This is a genomic window from Methylobacterium sp. J-068 (assembly GCF_022829445.1).
Taxonomy (GTDB): Bacteria; Pseudomonadota; Alphaproteobacteria; order Rhizobiales; family Beijerinckiaceae; genus Methylobacterium.
In genome coordinates this window covers 86204-108945 of sequence record NZ_JAKSXY010000083.1, presented here as the reverse complement: position 1 = coordinate 108945, position 22742 = coordinate 86204, and the positions used below count along the sequence as shown (strand labels likewise).

The following is a 22742-nucleotide window of genomic DNA, read 5'->3' as shown; positions in this document are numbered from 1 at the left end:
GGTTACGATATATATGGCGCGTGACGCCGAGCGAGATGATCATGCAGCAGGACAGGCCGAACGCAATCGACGAAGGACGCCTCGGAGTCGTCGGGCAGAGGCCGAGGCGCTCCTTGGGCGATTTCACGACCGATCGGCGCGTGCTGATCCTGATGGCGATGGCACTCGTCGTGGGCACGGGTGGCGCCCTCGCGGCCTGGGTGCTCGTCCAGTTGATCACCCTGTGCACGAACCTCGCCTGGTTCGGCCGCCTCGACACGGTGCCGTCCTCGATGGCGGACGCGGCCCGCACGCCCTGGATGGTCCTCGTGCCCGTCCTGGGCGGGCTCGCCATCGGCGCGATGGCGCGCTTCGGCTCGGAGAAGATCCGGGGACACGGCATTCCCGAGGCCATCGAGGCCATCCTCATCGGGGGCAGCCGCATGTCGGCCAAGGTCGCCGTGCTCAAACCGATTTCTTCCGCCATCTCGATCGGCACCGGCGGACCGTTCGGCGCCGAGGGGCCGATCATCATGACCGGCGGAGCCATCGGCTCCCTGTTCGCGCAGTTCTTCCACCTCAGCGCGGCGGAGCGAAAGACGCTGCTCGTGGCCGGCGCCGCGGCCGGAATGACCGCGATCTTCGGAACACCGATCGCGGCCGTGCTGCTGGCCGTCGAGCTGCTCCTGTTCGAGTGGCGCCCGCGCAGTTTCATCCCCGTGGCGGGGGCCGCCATCACGGCGATCTGCTGGCGCCCGCTGCTCTTCGGAACCGGCCCACTCTTTCCCTTCTCCGGTGATCCGGCCTTGCCCTGGTGGGGCCTGCTCGCCTGCGCGGGGCTCGGAATCCTCGCCGGACTGCAATCGGGCCTCCTGACGAAGCTCCTCTACCTCCTGGAGGATGCCTTCGAGCGCCTGCCCATCCACTGGATGTGGTGGCCCGCCATCGGGGGCCTCTTCGTCGGCCTGGGCGGCTTGATCGAACCGCGCGCGCTCGGCGTCGGCTACGACGTGATCGGCGATCTCCTGACGGGCAACCTGGCGGTTCAGGTCGTCCTGACGATCCTCCTGGTCAAGGCGGGGATCTGGCTGGTGGCGCTGGCATCCGGCACGTCGGGGGGCGTTCTGGCGCCGCTCCTCATTCTCGGCGGAGCCATGGGATGGCTCGCCGGTCTCGCCCTGCCCGGAGCACCGGGCTTCTGGGCCCTCCTCGGCATGGCCGCGATGCTGGGCGGCACCATGCGGGCCCCCCTGACCGGAACCCTCTTCGCGGTGGAACTCACCGGCGACGTCCACATCCTGGCGCCGCTGCTGGCCGCGACCGTCGCCGCCTATGCGGTGACCGTGCTCCTCCTGAAGCGCTCGATCCTGACGGAGAAGATCGCGCGGCGCGGGCAGCACGTCACGCGCGAGTACGGCCTCGATCCCTACGAACTGACGCGGGTCGGAGCGGTCATGGCCCGCACGGTCGATGTGCTCGATGCGGAGCAATCGGTCACGGACGCCATCACCGCCATCGAAGCGGGGCGGCATCACGCCTATCCGGTCGTCGATGCGCGGGCGCGGCCGGTGGGCGTGGTCACCCGTGGCGACGCGTTGCGCTGGAAGACCGAGGGCGGGCATGCCGGAGAACGCCTCGAGGAACGGGTCTCCGACGCATCGCTCGCGGTCGTCCATCCGGACGACGTCGTCGCCCGCGCCCTCGACATCATGATGGCCACCGGGCAGGGCCGTGTGCCCGTGACGGATGCGGCGAGCGGAGCCCTCGTCGGCCTGCTCACGCGCAAGGATCTCCTGCAGGTTCGGGCGACCGTCGTGCAATCCGAGCGGGAGCGCCGGGCCTTCCTCGGCCAGCGCACGATCCGGCATGCGAAGCCTTGAGATGCGCCGGACGCCTTCGCGGATCCGAAGGGCGTCGGCCGGAAACGATGGGAGGTCCTCGTGCTGTGGATGACGCGCGACTTCGGTGACGGCGGCTGGGTCGACATCCGCGCCACGTTCGAGGATCAGTTCGAGGCGTTCGGCCGTCCGCGCGACATGATGCTGATCGCGGTTTCCCTGGAGGATGGACGGCACCGCCTGTGCATCGGCCTGCCGGACCCCGAGCTCCTCGCGGCCTATTACGGTTTCGCGCCGGTGCTCCGGGTTCACCTGCCGTCCGCTCCGACGCTCCTGGTCGGGCACCAGGACGTCTTCCAGGCGATGTTCCAGTGCGGCGGGTGACGGGGGCGGACGGCGCCGGGCCGCTTCGGTCCGTCACCCGAAACAGGCGTGATCGCCGCGACGCGGACAATCCTCTCGATCCGTGAATGTCCGGTGCCGATCTGCGTCAAAACACGAATGATCTGCCGAAGCGGTGCTTCATGGCATGAACGTTCTCTGACAATGATAAACTAAAGATGCCGCTTTTATTGACCGCCCCGAATAGAAGCATCACATTTGCGGCGGATCTACTGTTCGGCGGCAACGCCTCCGGTTGACCGACGCCAGAGTGAGTAAGACGATGACGAAGCAATGCACGGGTCCTTCGCGCCGGCTGGCCGCGGCCCTGCTCGGTGGCCTCGCGCTCACGGCATCCTTCGTGGCGCAGGCGACGGCGGCGGAGGGCCAGCTGCGGATCGCCAAGCAGTTCGGCATCGTCTACCTGCTCCTCAACGTGGTCGAGGACCAGAAGCTCATCGAGAAGCACGGCAAGGCGGCCGGTCTCGACATCAAGGTCGACTATGTCCAGCTCTCGGGCGGCTCGGCGGTCAACGACGCGCTGCTCTCGGGCAACATCGAGGTCGCCGGGGCCGGCGTCGGGCCGCTCTTCACGCTCTGGGATCGCACCCGGGGCCGGCAGAACGTCAAGGGCGTCGCCTCGCTCGGCAACTTTCCCTACTACCTCGTCACCAACAATCCCGCCGTGAAGACGATCGCCGATTTCGGCGAGAAGGACCGCATCGCGGTTCCGGCGGTGGGCGTGTCGGTGCAGTCGCGCATCCTGCAATGGGCCTCGGCCAAGCTCTGGGGCGAAAAGGACTTCGCCAAGCTCGACCGGATCAGCGTCGCGGTCCCGCATCCGGAGGCGGCCGCCGCGATCATCAAGGGCGGCACCGAGATCACCGGGCATTTCGGCAATCCGCCCTTCCAGGACCAGGAGCTGGCCGAGAACCCGCAGGCCCACATCGTCCTGAATTCGTACGACGTGCAGGGCGGCCCGGCCTCCTCGACCGTGCTCTACGCGACGGAGAATTTCTACAAGTCGAGCCCGAAGACCTACAACGCCTTCCTGAACGCGCTCGACGACGCGGCGAAATTCATCGCCCGGAATCCCGACAAGGCGGCGGAGATCTACCTTCGGACCACCAACAGCAAGCTCGACCCGGCCCTGCTGACGAAGATCATCACCAACCCGGCCGTGACCTTCAAGGTCGCACCCGAGAACACCCTCGGCCTCGGCCGGTTCATGCATCGTGTCGGCGCGATCAAGGCCGAGCCGAAGGCGATCGACGATTACTTCTTCGCCGATCCCCGTATCGCAACCGGCAGCTGAGCGGCCTGCCGTGATTTCCGCCGCTACCCTGTCCGACCTGTCCGTCCTCGAACTGGCGGAGCCCCGTCCGCGCGCGCCGGTCCGGCGCGAGGCCGCCTCCGCCCGGCCGGCATCGGAGTCCGGCGAGTCGCCCCTGCTGCGCATACGGGGCGTGACGCTGGAGTACCGCACCCCCGCGCGCGTGGTGCGGGCGACGCACAGGATCGACCTCGACATCCACGAGGCCGACCGCTTCGTCCTGCTCGGGCCCTCCGGATGCGGCAAGTCCACCCTGCTGAAGGCGGCCGCCGGCTTCATCGCCCCCGTGGAGGGCGAGATCACCCTCGCGGGCGTGCCGGTGCGCGGGCCCGGTCCAGACCGCATCGTGGTGTTCCAGGAATTCGATCAGCTGCCGCCCTGGAAGACGGTGGCGCAGAACGTCGCCTTCCCGCTGCGGGCGGCCCGCTCCCTCGGCCGGCGCGAGGCTCAGGAGCGGGCCCGGCACTACATCGACAAGGTGGGCCTGACCCCCTTCGCCGACAGCTACCCGCATCAGCTCTCGGGGGGCATGAAGCAGCGCGTCGCGATCGCGCGCGCCCTGGCGATGCAGCCGAAGGTTCTGCTGATGGACGAACCCTTCGCGGCCCTCGACGCCCTGACCCGACGACGGATGCAGGAGGAGTTGCTGGCCCTCTGGGACGAGGCCCGCTTCACCCTGCTCTTCGTCACCCATTCCATCGAGGAAGCCCTCGTGGTGGGCAACCGGGTGGCCCTGCTCTCGCCCCATCCGGGCCGGGTGCGGGCGGAGATCAACAGCCACGAATTCGATCTCGGCAGCATCGGCAGCCGGGCCTTCCAGGCGGCGGTGCAGCGCCTGCACACCCGCCTGTTCGAGACCGATCCCGAGACCCGGGCCCCGACACGAACCACCGCGTCATGAACCCCGGTGCCGTTCAGCGGGGCCCCGTGCCGCCGATCCGCCCGGAATACGACCGGGTGCTCGCCCCCTTCGTGGAGGCGCCGGTCGAGCGGGCGCTGCCGCGCGCCGCGCGCCTGTGGCAGCAGGACTGGCTGCGCAAGGGCCTGATCATCGCCGCCCTGGCCCTGATCTGGGAGGGGCTGGCGCGCTGGCAGGACAACGATCTGCTGCTGCCCGGATTTCTCGCCACGATGTCGGCGCTCGCCGACGGCCTGGTCGACGGCGAGTTGCTGGACCGGGTGCGGATCTCGCTCGCCGTGCTGATTCAAGGTTATCTCGCCGGGATCGTGCTCGCCTTCGGGCTGACGACGCTGGCCGTCTCGACGCAGTTCGGCCGCGACCTGCTCTCGACCCTGACGGCGATGTTCAACCCGCTGCCGGCCATCGCCCTGCTGCCGCTGGCCCTCCTTTGGTTCGGCCTCGGCTCCGGCAGCCTGATCTTCGTGCTGATCCACTCGGTGCTGTGGCCCATGGCGCTCAACACCTATGCGGGGTTCCAGGGCGTGCCCGAGACCCTGCGGATGACGGGGCGCAATTACGGCCTGCGCGGGCCGTCCTACGTCCTTCGGATCCTGATCCCGGCCGCCCTGCCGGCCATCCTATCTGGGCTGAAGATCGGCTGGGCCTTCGCCTGGCGCACCCTGATCGCGGCCGAACTGGTGTTCGGCGCCGCCTCCGGGCGCGGCGGCCTCGGCTGGTACATCTTCCAGAACCGCAACGAACTCTACACCGACCGCGTCTTCGCCGGCCTCGTCCTCGTCATCGTGATCGGGCTCGTCGTCGAGAACCTGATCTTTTCCGCCTTCGAGCGGCTCACGGTCCGGCGCTGGGGTATGGCGCGGTGATGGATTTCGGCCGAACCTCATGACCACCCATGCTTCCGGCTTCGCGGGCGGCGCGCTGATCGGGCTGTCGGTCGCGCTCCTGATGCTGCTCAACGGGCGCATCGCCGGGATCAGCGGCCTCGTGGCCGGCCTCGGGCGGGATCGCGGCGTGCGCCGGTGGATCGATGCGGCCTTCGTCGCCGGCCTGATCGCCGGGCCGCCGCTCTTCGCCCTCATCACCGGCGCCTGGCCCGCGATGCGGTTCGTGGCCTCGCTGCCGGTTCTCGCCGTCGCCGGTCTCCTCGTCGGGTTCGGCACCCGCCTCGGCTCGGGCTGCACCAGCGGCCACGGTGTGACCGGGCTCGCCCGGCTCTCGCCCCGCTCCCTGGCGGCGGTCCTGACCTTCCTGGCGAGCGGCATGCTCACCGTCGCGTTGCTGCGGGGGCTCGCATGAGCGCGGTGCCGCGCCTGCTCGCGGCCCTGGCGGCCGGGCTGCTCTTCGGGCTCGGCCTGTCGCTCTCCGGCATGCTCGATCCGGCGCGGGTTCAGAGCTTCCTCGACGTGACCGGCGCCTTCGACGGGCGTCAGACCTGGGACCCGACCCTCGCCTTCGTCCTCGGCGGGGCTGTGAGCGTCGCCGGACTCGGCTACGCCCTGGCCCGGCGCCTGCCGCGCCCGGCCCTCGCGGCCACCTTCGACCTGCCGACGAACCGCCGGATCGACCGGCCCCTGATCGGGGGGGCGGCCCTGTTCGGCATCGGCTGGGGGCTGTCGGGCCTCTGCCCCGGACCCGCCGTGGCGGCCCTGTCGACGGGTGCGCTGCCTGTGGCGGTCTTCGTAGCCGCGATGCTGGTGGGGATGGTGGCCCACCATCGGTTCGTCGCCCGCGCCTGAGCCTCAGCGGATCAGGGGCAGGACCCGCTCGGCGAAGCGCCGCATCTCGGCCTCGAACGGCTGGAATTGCAGCATGAACAACTCGATGCCGGCCGCATGGAAGGCACGGATACGGGCCGCCACGGTGTCGTAGCTACCGACGAGGCCGGCGGCCGTACCGCCGTTGGTCCCGACATGCCGGGAGGCCGCCGCGTCGGTCTTGGCGAACATCACGCTCGCCGCGTCGGTGCGCGCCCGGGTGTCGGCCCGCAAGGCCGCGTCGCGGTCGGCCAGGGCCAGCAGGCGCGCGTGCTCGTCTTCCGCCTCCGCATCCGTGTCGCGGGCGATGACGAAGGCCGAGAGGCCGTAGCGCAGGGGCGCGTTGGCGGCGGGCCGGCGGGCGACGTCGGCGATCAGCGCCGCGACATCGTCGAGGGGCTGGCCGTTGATGAACCAGACGTCGGCTTGGCTTGCCGCCAGGGCGCGGGCCGGCTCGGACTCTCCGCCGAGATAGATCGTCGGGCGCGGCTGGAAGCTGCCGGCGGGGCGCAGCTGGTAATCCGTCACCTGGAAATGCGGCCCCGCATGGGTGACGCGCTCGCCCCGCATCAGGCGGTCGACGAGGCTGATCCACTCGGCCCCGTAGGCGTAGCGGTCGTCATGTGCGGGGAAAGGCAAACCGGCCCGCTCGAACTCGGCCCGGTTCCAGGCATTCACGAGGTTGAGGGCGAAGCGTCCGCCCGCGATGTGCTCGATCTGCAGGGCCATCTTGGCCAGGACCACGGGGTGGTAGAGGCCGGGCTTGATCGCCGCGATGATCTCGATGCGCCGGGTCAGGGCGGCGAGCGCAGCGCAAGCCGTCCAGGCCTCAAGCTGGTCGCGCGCATCGTCGTAGGGATTGGCCGTGTGCTGGGCGACGAGCACGGCATCGAAGCCGAGGGCCTCGGCCTCCAGCACGAGGGCCCGGTTGCGGTCCCAGCTGGCGTCGTCCGGCTCGTCCGGATCGTGGTGAGAGGCGCGCGAGCCGTGGACGGCCGCCCAGATCCCAAAGCGGGGTGCGTGGCTCATGCCTCAGCCCCGCTCGGCCGGCGGTTGCCAGATCTTCACCGCCGTCGCGTCGAGGTCGCGCGGAATCAGCTTCGCCTCGCGGAAGGTGTCGGCGATGGCCTGCTGCTCGCCGAGTTCGGCGCGTGCCACGGGCGTGACGTCGTAGGTCCGGCGCCGGTTCACGGTCGCGACGACGTCCGGGGAGAGGTCGCCCCAGATCGGCGCCAGGAGCGCCACCGCTGCGTCCGGCTCGGCCTTGACCCAGCGGCCCGCCTCCCGGAGCGCCGCGTAGACGGTGGCGACCACCCGCGGGTTCTCGGCCACGAAGCGGTCGTTGGCGAGGTAGTAACGGTGGTAGCTCGACAGGTCGGTGGCGTCGGCCAGCACCCGCACCGGCCGCTTGGCCTGCGCGATGGCGAGGAACGGGTCCCAGATCACCCAGGCATCGAGGCTGCCCTGGCCGAAGGCCGCGAGGCCCTCCGGCGCCTGGAGATAGGCCGGCTTGATGTCGGCGAAGCCGAGCCCCGCCTTCTTGAGGGCCGCCGCCAGGATGAAGTGGCAGCCCGACCCGCGCGAGACGCCGACCGTGCGGCCCCTGAGGTCGGCGACGGTGCGGATCCGCGAGTCCTCGGGCACGATGATCGCCTCGGCCGACGGGGCACCGACTTCGCGGGCATAGAAGGTCAGCGGTGCGTCGGCAGCCTGCGTGAAGATCGGCACCGCGTCGGCGACGTCCGCGTGGAGATCGACGGCCCCGGCATTCATCGGCTCGATCACGCTCGTGAACAGGTGCCAGGAGGGCGCGAAGCCCAGGGGCTTCAGGCGCGCGTCCAGGGTGCCCTTCGCCTTCAGGATCGTGAGCAGGGTGGAGGAGCGCTGGTAGCTCAGGCGGACGGTGCGCTCGGCGGCCCGGACAGCCGGCATCCCAAGGGGCAGGATCGCGGCGGCACCGAATCCGGCACCCAGGCCGGCGCGCAGGATCGTCCGGCGCGAGGGGGCGGCCCCGCGCGGCGTATCGTCGGTCATCATGGTCTCCGGATTGGTGACATCGCGCCGGGGGTGGCCCGCCTGACAAGATCGATTCCGGCCGCCGATCATCGGTCGCGTCGCAGGCCATTCACGATCTCGTGTCGGCATTTTTGAAGACGGATCGCGGCTCGGCAAGGGAATGGTTTTTCGAAATTCCGTCATTCCGCAGGCGATTGTGTTTACGATACTCCTCGGCACGGATCGATGATTTCCAATGGCATCCGATCCATGGTTTTGTTCAATCGGAGATCGGACGCGTCATTCCATCATTCTCCGCCGTTGGTCGAAATACGATCCCAGCCGTCGAAGATGGATATTCTCGGCGCTCGCACGAACACGATGATCATCGTTCCCCCGACCTCTCGATTATGGTCCATCGTTTCATTGACTTGGGATATGTCCGCTGGAGATAAATGAAGACCATTTCAGCCCCGCAATAGTCCTTCGGTCTTCAGGCCGTGACAGGTTGCGATCGCGTGGCCAGACCGAGGAACGCCGGTGTCCGTCTCATCGATCTGTGATCGCCCCGATGCCGCGCCGGAGGCCCTGATCCGCTTCGAGGCCGTCTCGAAGACCTATCCGCCCCGGCACAACGGCCCGGCCGTCGCGGCTCTCGAGGGTATCGACCTCTCGGTTCCGACCGGGTCGATCCTCGGCATCATCGGGCGGTCCGGCGCGGGCAAGTCGACCCTCATCCGGTTGATCAACGGCCTGGAGCGTCCGAGTTCGGGCCGCATCTGGGTCGGGGACGCGGAGGTGTCGGCCCTGCGCGAGCGCGAATTGCGCGCCCTGCGTGCCCGGGTCGGGATGATCTTCCAGCACTTCAACCTGCTCTCCTCCCGGGATGCCGCCGGCAACGTCGCGCTGCCCCTGGAACTCGCCGGCTGGGCACCGGCGGCGATCCGCGCGCGGGTCGGGGAACTGCTCGCCCTCGTCGGGCTCGGCGATCAGGCCGGGCGCTATCCCGCCGAACTATCGGGCGGGCAGAAGCAGCGCGTCGGCATCGCCCGCGCCCTGGCGACCCGGCCGCAGGTGCTGCTCTCCGACGAGGCGACCTCGGCCCTGGACCCCGAGACGACCCGGTCGATCCTGGCGCTCCTGCGGCGCATCAACCGGGACCTCGGCCTCACCATCGTGCTGATCACCCACGAGATGTCGGTGGTGCGCGCCGTGGCGGACCGGGTCGCGGTGATCGAGCACGGCGCGATCGTGGAGCAGGGCTCGGCCTTCACGATCTTCACCCGGCCGCAGGCAGGGATCACCCGCTCGCTCCTCGCCGGGGAGATGGGGCACGGATTGCCGCCGGCGCTCGACGCGCGGATCGGGGCCGAGGCCCGGCCGGGCGCGACCGTCGCGCTGCGCATCGCTTTCGCGGACGCGCCGGACGGCACCGCGATCCTGGCCCGGCTCGCCCGCGAGACCGGCATCGAGGCCGCGATCCTCGCCGGCACCGTGGACGAGATCGGCGGACGCCCCTTCGGCTCCCTGGCGATCGGGCTGCCGCCGGGGCCGGACGTCGCGGCGCGGGCGCGCGCCTACCTCGCGAACCACGGCTTCGAGAGCCAGGTCCTGGGCTACCTGCCGCCGGCCCAGGAGGCGTCCCGTGTCGCCTGAGCTGATCCGCCTGCTCGTGCAGGCCACCCTCGACACCCTCACGATGGTGGCCCTGGCCGCCTCCCTCGGCACCCTGTTCGGCCTGCCGCTGGGCGTCTTCCTGGCGACGAGCCGGCGGGGCGAACTCCTCGCCGCGCCCTACGCGAACGCGGTGCTGGGCTTCGTCGTCAACGCGACGCGCTCGACGCCCTTCATCATCCTGGTGGTGGCGATCATCCCCTTCACCCGGTTCGTCGCCGGCACCTCCATCGGCACCCTGGCCGCCACGGTGCCCCTCACGGTGGCGGCGACACCCTTCCTGGCGCGCCTGATCGAGGCGGCGATCCGCGAGGTCGACCCCGGCCTGGTGGAGGCGGCCCGCGCCTTCGGCGCCCGTCCGGGGCAGATCATCGCCAAGGTCCTGATTCCCGAGGCGCTGCCCGGCATCGTGTCGGGCCTGACCCTGGCGGTGGTCTCGCTGCTCGGATTCTCCGCCATGGTCGGCGCGGTCGGCGGCGGGGGCCTCGGCGACCTCGGCATCCGCTACGGCTACCAGCGCTTCCGGCCCGAGATGATGCTGGCCGTGGTCGTGGTCCTCGTGGTCCTCGTCCAGGCGGTGCAGACCGTCGGCGAGGGCCTGGCGCGGCGCCTGAACCGGCGCATCCGGCAGGCCTGACGCCTTCCTGACCTTCAACCCCCCGCATCGAACCCGGACGATCCGCCATGCTGCGCGCCCTGACTCTCGCCGCTCTCCTCGTCGTGTCCGGCCCGATCCTGCCCGGGCCGGCGAGGGCCGAGCCCCTGACGCGCATCCGCATCGGAGCGACGCCGGGGCCGCACGCGCAGATCCTCGAAGCGGTGAAGCCGGTCGCGGCGAAGCATGGGCTCGACCTCCAGATCATCGAGTTCTCCGACTACGTCGTGCCGAACGAGGCGCTCTCGGCCGGCGAGATCGAGGCGAACTCGTTCCAGAACCAGCCCTTCCTCGACAACCAGAGGGCCGACCGGGGCTACCGGATCGTCGGCGTCGGCCTCACGGTGAACTTTCCCCTCGGCATCTACTCCAAGCGCCACAAGAGCTTCGACGCGGTGCCGAACGGCGGCACCGTCGCGATCCAGAACGACCCGACCAACGGAGGGCGCTCGCTGCTCCTCCTGCAGGACAAGGGTGTGATCAGGCTGGCAACCGGCACCGGCTTCAAGCCGACGGTCGCCGACATCGTCGAGAACCCGCGCCGGCTCCGCTTCATCGAGGTGGATGCGGCCCAGACGCCGCGTGCCCTCGACGACGTGGACGCGGCGGCGGTCAACACCAACTACGCGACGCCCGCCGGCCTCAAGCCCTCCGACGCGCTCCTGAAAGAGGAGCCGAAGGGGCCTTACGTGAACATGCTGGCGGTGCGCGAGGCCGACAAGGACAAGCCCTGGGTCAAGGCCCTGGTGGAGAGCTACCGCACGCCCGAGACCAGGGCCTTCGTCGAGAAGACCTTCGACGGGGCGGTGCTTACGAGCTGGTAGGTCCCCACTGATGAGTTGGTAGGTCCCGCGCGGGCTTAGCCGAATGGGCGGGCTGCCCCTCACGAGGCGGCTCGCAGGCCCTCCGGCGCATCCCGGCGGAAGCCCGCGCCCGGATGGCTCGCCTTCATGAGCGGGCCGCTGCCCGGGAACAGCTTCTCGCGCAGTGTTCCCTCCTGGTAGCGCGTCTTGAATGCGCCCCGCGCCTGCAGTTCCGGCACCACGAGATCGACGAAGGCCTCCAGGGTCTCGGGCGCGACCGCGCGGGTCAGATTGAAGCCGTCGGCATCCGTCGCTTCGGCCCAGGCGACGAGTTCGTCGGCGACCTCCGAGGGCGAGCCGACGATGAAGGGCGCGCGGGCGCCGCGCGGGCCGAACTCGGCGAAATCCGCGCGGGAGAAGGGTCGCTCGCCCGGTTGCGTCAGGTTCTCCACCAGCGACTGCATGGCGTTGGTCTTGACGTAGGCCAGGGCCTCGTCGGGCTCCAGGGTCGACAGGTCGATGCCGGTCCAGCCGGAGACCAGGGCGAGCTGGCCCTCGACGTCGATGAAGTGCGCATACTCGTCGCGTAAGCTCAGGGCCTCGGCGCGGGTCGGCGCGACGATCACCGTGGCGCCGAGGAACATGCGGACGTCGTACGGGTCGCGACCGGCGGCCCGCGCCGCCTCCCGGATGCCGCGCACGGCCTTGGCGGCGATCGGCTTGGTCTGGCCGTTGAGGAAGACGGCCTCCGCGTGCCGGCCGGCGAACAGCTTGCCCCGGCTCGAGGTCCCGGCCTGATAGAGCACCGGCGTGCGCTGGGGCGAGGGCTCGGCGAGGTGTCGGCCATCCACGCGATAGTAGGGGCCGTCATGCCGGATGCGGTGAACCCGCGCGGGTTCCGTGAAGACGCCGCTCTCCCGATCGCGCCGCGCCGCGCCCTCCTCCCAGCTCCCCTCCCAGAGCTTGTAGGACGCTTCCAAGAAATCCTCCCCCGCCTCGTAGCGCTCGTCATGGGCGCGGGCCTTGTCCTGCCCCATGCCGCGCGCGCCGCTCTCGAGGTAGCCGGTGACGATGTTCCAGCCGATCCGGCCGCCGGTGAGGTGGTCGAGCGTCGTGATCCGCCGCGCGAACGGATAGGGATGCTCGTAGGTCAGGTTGGCGGTGACGCCGAAGCCGAGATGGCGCGTCGCCTGCGCCATGGCGGGCACCACCAGGAACGGATCGATGTTGGGCGCCTGCGCCGCACGCGCCAGGGCCGCGTCCGCGTTACCGCCATAGACGTCGTACTGCCCGAGGACATCGGCGAGGAAGACCCCGTCGAACAGGCCGCGCTCGGCGGTGTGCGCCAGATCCACCCAGTAATCGAGGGTGTTGTAGGCGCTGCCCGTGTCGCGCGGGTGCCGCCACAGCCCGGCCCAGGTGTGGTTGGGCGAGCCCATCTGGAAGGCGTTCAGCCGGAGTTCGCGGCGCGTCGTCATCGAAAGATCCGTCCGGAGGGGGCATGGCCTCGCCCGAGCTCGTCCGAGCGGGAAGAGGCCAGGAAGACCAGGGTATTGGTCCTGGTTGCCCGGTCAACAAGAAGCTTCTTTTGTCTTGTGCTCCCACGGGAGACTGATCGTTCTTACATAGACAAACCAAGAGATTTGCGTCCCAAACTCACTTAATTATGCGTCGATAACGGATCGATGACTTGAGTTTCGTGTATTAATCCCGGATCTCAACGCTTCCCGACGCGCCGGTTCCGCTCGCTCTCGACGGGCACCGGCGCGGCTTCGGAACCAGATCGCAGGACGGGATTGGAAGACCATGTCGCAAACGGATGCGGGCTGGGGTGCCGGCCCGAGCGCCCGCTACGAGGATCTCGCCGCGCGTTTTCGCCCGGCCTTCGCGGAGATCCGGGCCACCGCCGTGGCGCGGGACGCGGAGCGCCGCCTGCCGCATGCCGAGATCGGCTGGCTCAAGGAGGCGGGCTTCACCACCCTGCGCCTGCCCGAGGCGGCGGGCGGGCACGGGGCGAGCCTGCCCGAACTGTTCAACCTCCTGATCGAGCTGTCGCAGGCCGATTCCAACGTCACCAATGCGCTGCGCGCGCATTTCGGCTTCACCGAGGACGTGCTGTGCTCGGGCTCGCCCGAATGGCGGGCACGTTGGACCGAGCGGATCGGGGCCGGCCAGACCATCGGCAGCGGAGTCTCCGAGACCGGGGAGGCCAAGGTCGGGCAGTTCGATACCATCATCCGCCGGCGCGGGGCCGAGCGGGTCGTCGATGGCCGGAAATTCTACACCACCGGCTCGCTGTTCGCGGATTGGATCCACCTTTCGGCCCAGGACGAGGACGGCGCGCCCGTGGTCGCGGCGGTCTCGACCCGGGCGCCCGGCGTCGCCATCGCGGATGATTGGGACGGGTTCGGTCAGGCCTTGACGGCGAGCGGCACCGCGCATTTCGCCGGGGTCGTGGTCGAGCCGGACTGGATCAAACCGGACCCGGCGCGCTTCCCCTACGCCATGGCGTTCTTCCAACTCGTGCATCTGGCGACGCTGGCCGGCATCGGCCGCGCGGCGGCCGAGGACGTGGCCCGGTTGGTGTCCGAGCGCCGCCGCGTCTACAGCCACGGCAATGCGGGCCGCACCAGTGACGATCCCCAGATTCAGGCGGTGGTCGGCCGCGTCCGGGGCAACGCCTACGCGGCGGGCGCCATCGTGCTGAAGGCGGCCGAGGCGGTGCAGCGGGTGTTCGAGGCCCGCTGCGCCGGGGCGGACACGACGGCGCCGGCCGCCCTCGCGGATGTGGAGGTCAATCAGGCGGTCACGGTGGTCACGAACCTCGTGCTGGAAGCCACCACCGGCCTGTTCGACGCGCTCGGCGCCTCGGCGGTCAAGGAGGGGCTCGGCCTCGACCGCTACTGGCGCAACGCCCGGACCATCGCCTCGCACAATCCGCGGATCTACCGCGACCGCATCGTCGGCGCCTTCGCGGTCAACGGCACCGCGCCGCCGCGCGAGTACCGCGTCGGCTCGGCCTGAGGGAGGGACGCGATGCCGGCCCGCCGCGACCGCATGCGCCTCGGCGCCTTCCTCTATCCCGGCGGCCATCACGTCGCGGCGTGGCGCCACCCGTCCGCGCAGGCCGATGCCGGCGTCAACGCCGCGCATTACCGCCGGATCGCGGCGGTGGCGGAGGCGGCGAAGTTCGACCTGATCTTCCTCGCCGACGGCGTCGCGGTTCGGGGCGAGGACATCGACGCCCTCAGCCGCACGGCGATCCGCTATGTCGGGCAGTTCGAGCCCTTCACCCTGCTCTCCCACCTCTCGGCGGTGACCGAGCGGGTCGGCCTCGTGGCCACCGCCTCCACCACCTACAACGAGCCGTTCCACGTCGCCCGCAAGTTCGCCTCCCTCGACCATCTCAGCGAGGGCCGGGCCGGCTGGAACCTCGTGACCTCCGCCGATCCGCGCGAGGCCTGGAACTTCAGCCGTGAGAGCCACCTCGCCCATGCCCACCGCTATGCCCGGGCCGAGGAGTTCGTCGACGTGGTCCGGGGCCTGTGGGATTCCTACGCGGACGACGCCTTCGTGCGCGACCGGGAGGCCGGCCGGTTCTTCGATCCGGACCGGCTGCATCTCCTGGCCCACGAGGGCGCGCATTTCTCCGTGCGCGGGCCCCTCAACGTGCCGCGCCCGCCGCAGGGCCACCCGGTCGTGGTCCAGGCCGGCTCCTCCGAGGCCGGCAAGGCGCTGGCCGCGCGCACCGCCGAGATCGTCTTCACCGCGCAGGAGACCCTGGAGGACGCGACCGCCTTCTACGCCGACGTGAAGGGCCGCATGGAAGGCTTCGGGCGCGACCCGGATCACCTCAAGATCATGCCCGGCGCCTTTCCGGTCGTCGGGCGCTCGGCGGGCGAGGCCCAGGACCGCTACGGGGAATTGCAGGACCTGATCCACCCCGTGGTCGGCCGCTCGCTGCTCGAACAGCTCGCCGGCGCCGACCTGTCCGCCTATCCGGAAGACGCCCTGGTGCCCGACCTGCCCGAGACGGAGGGCGGCAAGAGCCGGCAGGCTCTGATGCTGACCCTCGCCCGGCGCGACGGGCTGACCATCCGCGAACTCTACCTGCGCATCGCCGGCGCGCGCGGGCACTGGACGCTGGTGGGCACCGCGAGCCAGATCGCCGACGCGTTGCAGGAGCGCTTCGAGGCCCACGGCGCGGACGGCTTCAACATCATGCCGCCGACGCTGCCCGGCGGCCTCGACGATTTCGCCGCCCTGGTGATCCCCGAACTCCAGCGCCGCGGCCTGTTCCGCACGGAGTACGAGGGCCGCACGCTGCGCGAGAACCTCGGATTGCCGAGGCCGGCCCATCGACGTCCCTGACGGCTCATCCCGCGCGCGCAGATCTCGTCGAGGGCGATCCCCTTCCTCGATCCGGGCCGAGATGCTGCCACCCCACTCCCCGCGCAGCGGGCCGCGTTTCCGGACATCGCCGCCATGACATCCGGGGCGCGGCGCGGGGCGGCGGCCGGCTTCGCTTCACACGCCACGGCACTCACGGATTCTTGAACGCCCGCAAAAGTGGAACGGACCGAAGCAAAGGATGTTCTCACCCTGATTACACCGATCCGGAGCCTCTCACCTTGCAAGCGCCCGTCCGCTATAGCCCCGATGTCGAGGTCGTCAGGTCCGACGAGGGCGAGACCATCGAACAGTTGAACCAAACCTTCGACAAGATCCTCCGAACCGTGGCCGATGATTCCGGCCATGCGGTCCGGTCCGTGCACGCCAAGTCGCACGGCATTCTCGAAGGGGTGCTGACGATCGACGCGAATCTGCCCCCGGAGCTCGCGCAGGGCTTGTTCGCCAAGCCCGGTGAGCACCGGGTCTACATGCGGATGTCGACCAATGCCGGCGACATCCTGCCCGACGCGGTCTCCCTGCCGCGCGGCCTCGCCCTGAAGGTGCTCGACGTGGAGGGCGAACGCCTGCCGGGCGCCGAGGGCACGACCCAGAACTTCATCCTGGTCAACGGCAAGGTCTTCCAGGCGCCGAACGCCGAGAAGTTCCTCGGCAGCCTGAAGCTGCTGGCCGGCACCACCGACCGGGCCGAGGGCTTGAAGGTCGCGGCCTCGACGGTGCTGCGCGGGATCAACAAGTCGCTGCACGCGGTGGGCATCGAGAGCACGACCATCGGGGCCCTCGGCGGCGCGCCCAATGTCGACCCGCTGGGCGAGACCTATTACAGCGTCACGCCGTTCCGGTACGGCGACTACATCGCCAAGTTTTCCGTCGCCCCCGTCGCGCCCGCCCTCACCGCGCTGACTGGAACCGAGATCGACGCCTCCGGCCATCCCAACGCGATCCGCGAGACGGTGCAATCCGAGATGCGCGGGATCGAGGGCGTCTGGGAGTTCCGCGTCCAGCTTTGCCGCGACCCCGAACGGCAGCCCGTGGAGGACCCGACGGTGGAATGGAGCGAGGACGAGGCACCGTTCCAGCGCGTCGGCCTCATCGCAGTCCGGCCGCAGGACAGTTGGGACGAGGCGCGCGTGCAAGCGGTCGACGAGGAGATGCGCTTCAGCGTCTGGACGGGGCTCGCCGCCCATCGGCCCCTCGGCAACATCAACCGCGCGCGCAATGCCCCCTACAAGCATTCGGCCGCGTTCCGCCAGCATTTCAACGGATGCCCGATCCATGAGCCCGGCGCCGGGCGCTGAGATCCGGCGGGCGACGGGACCGGGTGCCGTCGCAACCCTCTTTCGAGGGCAGCGGCGTCCGGCTCGAACGGTATCGGTCGCTGGCGCGACCATCCTCATCCCTGACGATCCCGGATTTCAGGAGGCATCATGAACGCGCTCGCCAGAACCCTGATCCTCGCCCTGATGACGGTGCCCATCGCCACCGTCGCCTCTGCCCAGGGAAGCGATCACGCGGCACATGGCGGCGTCACCGTTCCGGATGGCGCCAGCGTCGTCTACGGACCCGGACCGGCGAACCTGCCGAAGGGCACGCAGATCAGCCTCGTGGCGGGCGATCCGGCCAAACCGGGTCCGTTCGTGCTGCGCATCAGGTTTCCCGCCGACACCCTCATCGCGCCGCACACGCATGCGCAGGACGAGACGCTGACCATCCTGGCCGGATCCATCCACCACCAGCATGGCGCGACGCTCGACAAGGCCGCCGGCAAGCCGTTGCGTGCCGGAGGCTTCGTCTATCTGCCGCGGGACATGCCGCACGCTTTGTGGACCACGAGCGAGCCGGTGGAACTCCAGGTCAACGGAACCGGTCCCTTCGGATTGAACTACATCGATCCGGCCGATGACCCGAGCCGGACGGCGCAAGGCGCCCGCTGACCTCGCATCGCGCCACCCTCGTGCGCGTGTAACCATTTGCCGGAGTGACCCCGTGATCTACCCCGCCCTGACGGCCTTCTACGCGGCCCTGTTCGCGCTCCTCTATGTCGGCCTGTCCGGTTGGGTCGTCGCCGGCCGCCTGTCCGGGGATGTTCTGCATGGGGATGGCGGGAACGCGAACCTGGAGAAGCGGATTCGCGCGCAGGGCAATTTCGGCGAGTACGTTCCGCTGGCGGTCCTCCTCATCGCCCTGCTGGAAGCGGCGGGCGGCGGCCCGACCCTGGTGCGCGGCCTCCTGATCGTGCTGCTCGTCGCGCGCGTGCTGCATCCGTTCGGGATGTTCGCGCCCAAGAACTCCCCGCGCCAGTTCGCCTGTCGCGGGGGCGGAATCCTGGCGACCTTCGTGGTGATCACCGTGGCGGCCCTCGCCCTGCTGCGGGCGGTCTGAGAAAAGCGTCGAAGAATCAGATCTCGATGCAGATCCTGCCGAAGTGGCGGCGGCTCTCCTGGTGCCGGAATGTCGAGACGAGGTCCGCCAGGGGGGAGCGGCTGTCGACGATCGGCCGGAGCCCGCAGGCCTCGATGCCGCGGACCGTGTCGATCTGGTGCCGGCGGCTGCCGACCAGCACGCCCCGGAGGCGGATCAGCGCCGGGACCAGCGACAGCGGCCCGGCCACGCCCGTGAGGATGCCGATCACCGAGATATGTCCGCCAGCCCGTGCGGCGGGCAATCGACCGCTCCAGCGTCGCCGGACCACCGACATCGAGGACGCGGTCGAGTCCTCGTCCGCCGATGAGGCGCCGGCATTGTGGAAGGGTCGGGAAACCGACACCGGGCGACGCTTCGAAGGTGGCAGTCGAGACGGCGCATGTCGAGCCTGGGCGGGCTCACCCGGAGTCTCGCCGCTTCGGAAAGCGGGCAGGTCCGCGATCGTCGGCCCGAGCAACCTATGCGTTGTCCGCCGTCACCCTTCGTGATGTAAGAACGATTCTGAATTCAGCCGGTCGGTGCATCCAGCATCGACGCTGCCTTGAGGATCGTCATGCGTTCATCGAGCATCCCGTACGTCCTCGCCCTCAGTGTCGCTTTTGCTGTCGCGCACACCGCGCCGGTCCTGGCCGAGGAGGCGACGACGGCCGAACAGACCATCGACGTCATGAACAAGCTGTTCGGAACCCATCCCGGCAAGCGCGCCAACCACGCCAAGGGCGTCGTGGCGGAAGGCAGCTTCACCCCGTCGGCCGAGGCCGGACGGATCAGCAAGGCCTCCCTGTTCCAGGGTCCGGCCGTCCCGGTGACGATCCGGTTCTCGGATGCGACCGGCGTGCCGACGATCCCCGACGGCGCGGCCAATGCCAATCCACACGGGATGTCGCTCAAGTTCAAGCTCGTCGACGGCTCGGAGATGGACGTCGTCCTGAACGCGCTCAAGTACTTCCCCGTCGCCACCGGCGAGGAGTTCCGCGACCTGCTCCAGGCGGTCGCCGCCAGCGGTCCGGATGCGGCGCACCCGACCGCGCTGGAGCGGTTCACGGCGACCCACCCGGCGGCGGCCACGGCCGGCGGCACCGCCAAGACCCCGTCGAGCCTGGCGCGGCAAACCTACAACGGCGTGAACGCCTTCGTCTTCGTCGACAAGGACGGCAAGCGCCAGCCGTTCCGTTTCCGCTTCGTGCCGGTCCAGGGCGAGGATCTCCTCGCGCCGGAGGAAGCCGCCAAGCGCGGACCCGACTACCTGATGGCGGAGATCGGCCCCCGGATCGCGAAGGAGCCGGCCCGGTTCACCGTTCAGGCACAGCTCGCCGCTCCGGGCGATCCGACCAACGACGCCACGAAGCCCTGGCCCGATGACCGTAGGACGGTCGACCTCGGCGTCCTCACGGTGTCGAAGGTCGTGCCCGACAGCGCCGAGGCCGAGAAGGCGCTCCTGTTCATGCCGAACGCGCTGACCGATGGCATCGAGGTCTCCGATGACCCCCTGATCGATGCACGCGTCCAGGCCTACGCCGTCTCCTTCGGACGCCGTAGCCAGTAGGGCCATGCGCCGCCGGGGACCCGCTCGGCGGGTGGTCCCGGCGGCCGGCGCACCTGCTGCGCCGGTTCCTTGTCCGGTCCCGAACCCGTGCGACGGCTGCCGTCCTCGGTCGCGCCGGGCCCGGTGAGCCCGCCCGCCCCTGCGCGACAGCGACACCATCGATGTCGGGCCCCCCGACGCGAACGAGACGATCGACGGAAACATCGCCGCGATGATTCAAGCGAGCGAGAAGCTGGCCGCTCACGGTGAGACCACGCCGGGCGACACTGTCCAGGCGTGATCCGATGCCATCGGGCTCCCTCCCCTCGCCGAGAAGTTGGCCGGTGCCAACGAGCCTGCTCAGCCGCCCAGCCCGAACCGCGTCACCACGCGGCGGCCGGCGTCCGGCGAACCTCGATGAGACTGACCGATATCGACCCCGCCATCCCGAAGGGAACAACCGGTATGCGTGGAGCCCGGTCGGGTCCTGCGCTCAAACCGATATCGATGCGCCGCGCCGCAGGTGTTCGTCCAGGCGCGGCATGATCTCGACGAAGTTGCAGGGGCGATGCCGGTAATCGAGCTGGGCGGCGAGGATGCCGTCCCAGGCGTCGCGGCAGGCACCGGGGGAGCCGGGCAGGACGAACACGTAGGTGGCGTTGACGACGCCGGCCGTGGCGCGGGATTGCAGGGTCGAGGTGCCGATCTTGTCGTAGGAGATGCGGTGGAACACGGCCGAGAAACCGTCCATCCGCTTCTCGAACAGGGGCTCGACGGCCTCCGGCGTCACGTCGCGACCGGTGAAGCCGGTGCCGCCCGTGGTGATGACCACGTCGACGGCCAAGTCGCGGCTCCAGGCCTCGACCCGTCCCCGGACTGCGTCGACCTCGTCGGGCACGATGGCGCGGGCGGCGAGTGTGTGTCCGGCGGCCTGGAGGCGCTCGACCAGGGTGTCGCCGGAGCGGTCGTCCTCCGCCGTGCGGGTATCCGAGACGGTGAGGACCGCGATCGCCAGCGGGATGAAGCTGCGGGTCTTGTCGGACGCGACCATGCTGATGAACCTTCGGGCGGGGCGGGTGTGGCCTCAGTTCCGCGCGGCGCGGAAGGTGTCGCAGGATTTGGTCTGCCCGCTGCGATAGCCGGTCATGAACCAGCGCATCCGCTGCTCGGACGAGCCGTGGGTGAAGGAATCCGGCACCGCGTAGCCCTGCGACTGCTTCTGGAGCTTGTCGTCGCCGATGGCGCTCGCCGCCTGCATGGCCTCCTCGATGTCGCCTGGCTCCAGGGCGTTGTACTTGTCGTTCGAGTTCTTGGCCCAGACGCCCGCGAGGCAATCGGCCATCAGCTCGATGCGCACCGAGAGCTGGTTCGCCTCGGTCTTGCTCGACGCGGCCTGCTGGCGACCCTGGACCTTGCCGAGGATGCCGAGCTCGTCCTGAACGTGGTGGCCGACCTCATGGGCGATGACGTAGGCGTAGGCGAAATCACCCTTCACGCCGAACTTCTGCTCCATCTCCTTGAAGAAGGACGTGTCGAGATAGACCTTCTTGTCGAGCGGGCAGTAGAACGGCCCCATGGCCGCCTGGGCCGAACCGCAGCCGCTGCGAGTGCCGCCCTTGTAGAGCACCATCGTGGTCGGACGGTACTGGCGCCCGGTCTGGTTCGGCAGGACCTCCTTCCAGACGTCCTCGGTGTTGCCGAGGATCGCGGCGGCGAAGCGCCCGCTGTCGTCGGTGGGCTTGGTCTTGCGCTGGGCCTGCGTCTGCGGATCGGCCTGTTCCTGGCGCGGACGCCCGCCGCCCGACATCTGCTCGGCCCCGCCGATCAGGATCGCGGGGTTGATGCCCGTGACCCAGCCGATGATGCACAGGATCACGATGGTGCCGATGCCGAGGCCGCCGGCGCCGCCGCCCGGGAAGCCGAACCCGCCGCCGCCGCCGCCCTCGCCGCGCCGGTCCTCGACGTTGTCCGAAGAACGGAAATCTTCCCAGCGCATGATCTCGTGACACCCTGTTCGGACGCGCGCCGTCACACACGGACGCGTGAAGTAATTCGGGAGCGCGGAATACGGTTCCGCTTGGGCTCAAGCCCCTAGCGGGCTCAGGCCTTCCCGTCGAGGGCGGCGCGCAGGGTCCGGAAGTCCCGCCAGGCGAGGCGCTTCTGCAGCGGCTGGCGCAGGAGATAGGCCGGGTGCAGCGTCGCCAGGGCGCGGATCTCGCGGCTCCCAACCTGATAGGGAAAGAAACGGCCGCGCGCCTTCAGGATGCCGTCCTTGGTCCCCGTGATGGCCTGCGTCGCCGGGCTGCCGAGGCAGACGATGAGATCGGGCGCGGCGAGCTCGATCTGCCGCTCGATGAACGGCTTGCAGATCGCGACCTCCTGCGGGGTGGGATTGCGGTTGCCGGGCGGGCGCCAGGGGACGATGTTGGTGACGTAGGCGTTCGTGCGGTCGAGTCCGATCGCCGCCATCATCCGGTCGAGGAGCTTGCCCGAGCGGCCCATGAAGGGCTTGCCGATGCGGTCCTCGTCGGCGCCCGGCGCCTCGCCGATGAACATCAGCTTCGCGGCCGGATTGCCGTCGGCGAAGACAAGGTTCTTGGCGGTGAACTTCAGCGGGCAGCCGTCGAAGCCGGCGAGCAGCGCCTCGAGTTCCTCCAGGGTGCCGACGTCGCGCGCCCGCGCCCGCGCGTCGCCGGCGGCCTCGCCGGGCTTGGCCGCAGCCGATTGCCCGAAGGTCCGCGTCGGGGGCGGCGGGGCCGTATCGCGCTGGGGCAGTTCGGCCCGGAACGAGGCGTCGCGGCCCGGTGCCGCGCTTTCCCGCACCAAGGCCACGCGCGCGGGCTCGGGCGCGTCGGTCTCGGAAAAGCGGTCATGCGGGGTCTCGTCGAGGAACAGGTCGAGACCGGCCTCGACCTGGAAGTCGAGGTTGGCGATCAGATCCCGCTGTCTTTCGTCGCTCTGGCCCATGGAGGGGATGTGGCGCCTCGCGCGGCTGTGGACAACCCGGCCCGCGGCACCACGCACCGGCTTTTCCCCCGCGCGATAGCGT

Annotated in this window: 23 protein-coding genes; 16 read left to right on the top strand and 7 right to left on the bottom strand. The window is 69.9% G+C overall.

The window, feature by feature from the left end; all coding sequences use genetic code 11:
- The first annotated feature begins 41 nt into the window (after positions 1-41).
- The 7 genes from MKK54_RS13100 (at position 42) to MKK54_RS13070 (ending at position 6189) form a co-directional block, all read left to right on the top strand.
- On the top strand, positions 42-1859 hold the full coding sequence (locus tag MKK54_RS13100; protein WP_244011546.1) for a chloride channel protein: 1818 nt from the start codon (positions 42-44) through the stop codon (positions 1857-1859).
- 60 nt (positions 1860-1919) lie between these two features.
- Positions 1920-2201, top strand: coding sequence for a hypothetical protein (locus MKK54_RS13095; protein ID WP_244011401.1), 282 nt, complete (start codon positions 1920-1922; stop codon positions 2199-2201).
- 280 nt (positions 2202-2481) lie between these two features.
- Positions 2482-3513 (top strand): ABC transporter substrate-binding protein, encoded by a 1032-nt coding sequence (locus MKK54_RS13090; protein WP_244011400.1) that lies wholly within the window; start codon positions 2482-2484, stop codon positions 3511-3513.
- 133 nt (positions 3514-3646) lie between these two features.
- Positions 3647-4432 (top strand): ABC transporter ATP-binding protein, encoded by a 786-nt coding sequence (locus MKK54_RS13085; protein WP_244011544.1) that lies wholly within the window; start codon positions 3647-3649, stop codon positions 4430-4432.
- On the top strand, positions 4429-5316 hold the full coding sequence (locus MKK54_RS13080) for an ABC transporter permease (protein ID WP_244011399.1): 888 nt from the start codon (positions 4429-4431) through the stop codon (positions 5314-5316). Before MKK54_RS13085 ends, MKK54_RS13080 begins: the two co-directional genes overlap by 4 nt.
- A gap of 19 nt (positions 5317-5335) precedes the next feature.
- Positions 5336-5749: a YeeE/YedE family protein gene (locus MKK54_RS13075; protein ID WP_244011398.1), complete on the top strand. Its 414-nt coding sequence runs from the start codon at positions 5336-5338 to the stop codon at positions 5747-5749.
- Positions 5746-6189, top strand: a complete 444-nt coding sequence (locus tag MKK54_RS13070; RefSeq protein WP_244011397.1) for a YeeE/YedE family protein — start codon at positions 5746-5748, stop codon at positions 6187-6189. Before MKK54_RS13075 ends, MKK54_RS13070 begins: the two co-directional genes overlap by 4 nt.
- A 3-nt stretch (positions 6190-6192) precedes the next feature.
- On the opposite strand, the gene MKK54_RS13065 is transcribed toward MKK54_RS13070, so the two are convergent.
- Both MKK54_RS13065 and MKK54_RS13060 read right to left on the bottom strand, forming a co-directional pair.
- Positions 6193-7236, bottom strand: a complete 1044-nt coding sequence (locus MKK54_RS13065) for an LLM class flavin-dependent oxidoreductase (protein WP_244011396.1) — start codon at positions 7234-7236, stop codon at positions 6193-6195.
- Between the two features lie 3 nt (positions 7237-7239).
- Positions 7240-8241, bottom strand: coding sequence for an ABC transporter substrate-binding protein (locus MKK54_RS13060; RefSeq protein WP_244011395.1), 1002 nt, complete (start codon positions 8239-8241; stop codon positions 7240-7242).
- A 501-nt stretch (positions 8242-8742) separates the two neighbouring features.
- On the opposite strand from MKK54_RS13060, the gene MKK54_RS13055 reads away from it, so the two are divergent.
- The 3 genes from MKK54_RS13055 to MKK54_RS13045 are packed head-to-tail and all read left to right on the top strand — an operon-like array spanning position 8743 to position 11355.
- Entirely contained in the window at positions 8743-9858 is a 1116-nt protein-coding gene (locus MKK54_RS13055; protein WP_244011394.1) for a methionine ABC transporter ATP-binding protein, read from the top strand.
- A complete protein-coding gene (locus tag MKK54_RS13050; protein ID WP_244011393.1) occupies positions 9848-10513 on the top strand; it encodes a methionine ABC transporter permease in 666 nt (221 codons plus the stop codon). The genes MKK54_RS13055 and MKK54_RS13050 overlap by 11 nt, the downstream gene beginning before the upstream one ends.
- Before the next feature lie 47 nt (positions 10514-10560).
- Positions 10561-11355 carry a MetQ/NlpA family ABC transporter substrate-binding protein gene (locus MKK54_RS13045; protein WP_244011392.1) on the top strand — a complete coding sequence of 265 codons (795 nt, stop codon included), beginning with the start codon at positions 10561-10563 and terminating at the stop codon, positions 11353-11355.
- A 59-nt stretch (positions 11356-11414) separates the two neighbouring features.
- Here MKK54_RS13045 and MKK54_RS13040 read toward each other — a convergent pair whose 3' ends face one another.
- Entirely contained in the window at positions 11415-12812 is a 1398-nt protein-coding gene (locus tag MKK54_RS13040) for an LLM class flavin-dependent oxidoreductase (protein WP_244011391.1), read from the bottom strand.
- Between the two features lie 328 nt (positions 12813-13140).
- On the opposite strand from MKK54_RS13040, the gene MKK54_RS13035 reads away from it, so the two are divergent.
- The 5 genes from MKK54_RS13035 to MKK54_RS13015 all read left to right on the top strand — a co-directional run bounded on the left by MKK54_RS13035 (position 13141) and on the right by MKK54_RS13015 (position 18126).
- Positions 13141-14358, top strand: a complete 1218-nt coding sequence (locus tag MKK54_RS13035; RefSeq protein ID WP_244011390.1) for an acyl-CoA dehydrogenase family protein — start codon at positions 13141-13143, stop codon at positions 14356-14358.
- A 12-nt stretch (positions 14359-14370) separates the two neighbouring features.
- Complete coding sequence (locus MKK54_RS13030) at positions 14371-15705, top strand: LLM class flavin-dependent oxidoreductase (protein WP_244011389.1); 1335 nt, start codon at positions 14371-14373, stop codon at positions 15703-15705.
- 260 nt (positions 15706-15965) lie between these two features.
- Positions 15966-17042, top strand: coding sequence for a catalase family protein (locus MKK54_RS13025; protein ID WP_244011388.1), 1077 nt, complete (start codon positions 15966-15968; stop codon positions 17040-17042).
- Between the two features lie 129 nt (positions 17043-17171).
- Positions 17172-17678, top strand: coding sequence for a cupin domain-containing protein (locus MKK54_RS13020; RefSeq protein WP_244011387.1), 507 nt, complete (start codon positions 17172-17174; stop codon positions 17676-17678).
- A 52-nt stretch (positions 17679-17730) separates the two neighbouring features.
- Positions 17731-18126, top strand: coding sequence for an MAPEG family protein (locus tag MKK54_RS13015; protein ID WP_244011386.1), 396 nt, complete (start codon positions 17731-17733; stop codon positions 18124-18126).
- 16 nt (positions 18127-18142) lie between these two features.
- Here the strand turns inward: MKK54_RS13015 and MKK54_RS13010 are convergent, their stop codons facing one another.
- Positions 18143-18376, bottom strand: coding sequence for a hypothetical protein (locus MKK54_RS13010; RefSeq protein ID WP_244011385.1), 234 nt, complete (start codon positions 18374-18376; stop codon positions 18143-18145).
- A 345-nt stretch (positions 18377-18721) separates the two neighbouring features.
- Here MKK54_RS13010 and MKK54_RS13005 point away from each other — a divergent pair, with 345 nt between their 5' ends.
- Positions 18722-19714, top strand: coding sequence for a catalase family peroxidase (locus MKK54_RS13005; RefSeq protein WP_244011384.1), 993 nt, complete (start codon positions 18722-18724; stop codon positions 19712-19714).
- Positions 19715-20186: 472 nt separating this feature from the next.
- On the opposite strand, the gene moaB is transcribed toward MKK54_RS13005, so the two are convergent.
- From moaB to MKK54_RS12990, 3 genes are all read right to left on the bottom strand, one after another.
- The gene (gene moaB, locus MKK54_RS13000) at positions 20187-20744 is read right to left on the bottom strand and encodes a molybdenum cofactor biosynthesis protein B (protein WP_244011383.1); all 558 of its coding nucleotides are present in this window, start codon (positions 20742-20744) and stop codon (positions 20187-20189) included.
- Between the two features lie 33 nt (positions 20745-20777).
- Positions 20778-21689: a neutral zinc metallopeptidase gene (locus MKK54_RS12995; protein ID WP_244011382.1), complete on the bottom strand. Its 912-nt coding sequence runs from the start codon at positions 21687-21689 to the stop codon at positions 20778-20780.
- 104 nt (positions 21690-21793) lie between these two features.
- On the bottom strand, positions 21794-22660 hold the full coding sequence (locus MKK54_RS12990) for a uracil-DNA glycosylase family protein (protein ID WP_244011542.1): 867 nt from the start codon (positions 22658-22660) through the stop codon (positions 21794-21796).
- Positions 22661-22742 lie beyond the last annotated feature (82 nt).

Coding starts and splice junctions, on each gene's coding strand:
- MKK54_RS13060 (WP_244011395.1), bottom strand. CDS start 8,241: ATGACCGACGATACGCCGCGCGGGGCCGCCCCCTCGCGCCGGACGATC.
- MKK54_RS12995 (WP_244011382.1), bottom strand. CDS start 21,689: ATGCGCTGGGAAGATTTCCGTTCTTCGGACAACGTCGAGGACCGGCGC.
- MKK54_RS13075 (WP_244011398.1), top strand. CDS start 5,336: ATGACCACCCATGCTTCCGGCTTCGCGGGCGGCGCGCTGATCGGGCTG.
- MKK54_RS13070 (WP_244011397.1), top strand. CDS start 5,746: ATGAGCGCGGTGCCGCGCCTGCTCGCGGCCCTGGCGGCCGGGCTGCTC.
- MKK54_RS13005 (WP_244011384.1), top strand. CDS start 18,722: ATGCGTTCATCGAGCATCCCGTACGTCCTCGCCCTCAGTGTCGCTTTT.
- MKK54_RS13065 (WP_244011396.1), bottom strand. CDS start 7,236: ATGAGCCACGCACCCCGCTTTGGGATCTGGGCGGCCGTCCACGGCTCG.
- MKK54_RS13045 (WP_244011392.1), top strand. CDS start 10,561: ATGCTGCGCGCCCTGACTCTCGCCGCTCTCCTCGTCGTGTCCGGCCCG.
- MKK54_RS13040 (WP_244011391.1), bottom strand. CDS start 12,812: ATGACGACGCGCCGCGAACTCCGGCTGAACGCCTTCCAGATGGGCTCG.
- MKK54_RS13080 (WP_244011399.1), top strand. CDS start 4,429: ATGAACCCCGGTGCCGTTCAGCGGGGCCCCGTGCCGCCGATCCGCCCG.
- MKK54_RS13090 (WP_244011400.1), top strand. CDS start 2,482: ATGACGAAGCAATGCACGGGTCCTTCGCGCCGGCTGGCCGCGGCCCTG.
- MKK54_RS13100 (WP_244011546.1), top strand. CDS start 42: ATGCAGCAGGACAGGCCGAACGCAATCGACGAAGGACGCCTCGGAGTC.
- MKK54_RS13035 (WP_244011390.1), top strand. CDS start 13,141: ATGTCGCAAACGGATGCGGGCTGGGGTGCCGGCCCGAGCGCCCGCTAC.
- MKK54_RS12990 (WP_244011542.1), bottom strand. CDS start 22,660: ATGGGCCAGAGCGACGAAAGACAGCGGGATCTGATCGCCAACCTCGAC.
- MKK54_RS13030 (WP_244011389.1), top strand. CDS start 14,371: ATGCCGGCCCGCCGCGACCGCATGCGCCTCGGCGCCTTCCTCTATCCC.
- moaB (WP_244011383.1), bottom strand. CDS start 20,744: ATGGTCGCGTCCGACAAGACCCGCAGCTTCATCCCGCTGGCGATCGCG.
- MKK54_RS13020 (WP_244011387.1), top strand. CDS start 17,172: ATGAACGCGCTCGCCAGAACCCTGATCCTCGCCCTGATGACGGTGCCC.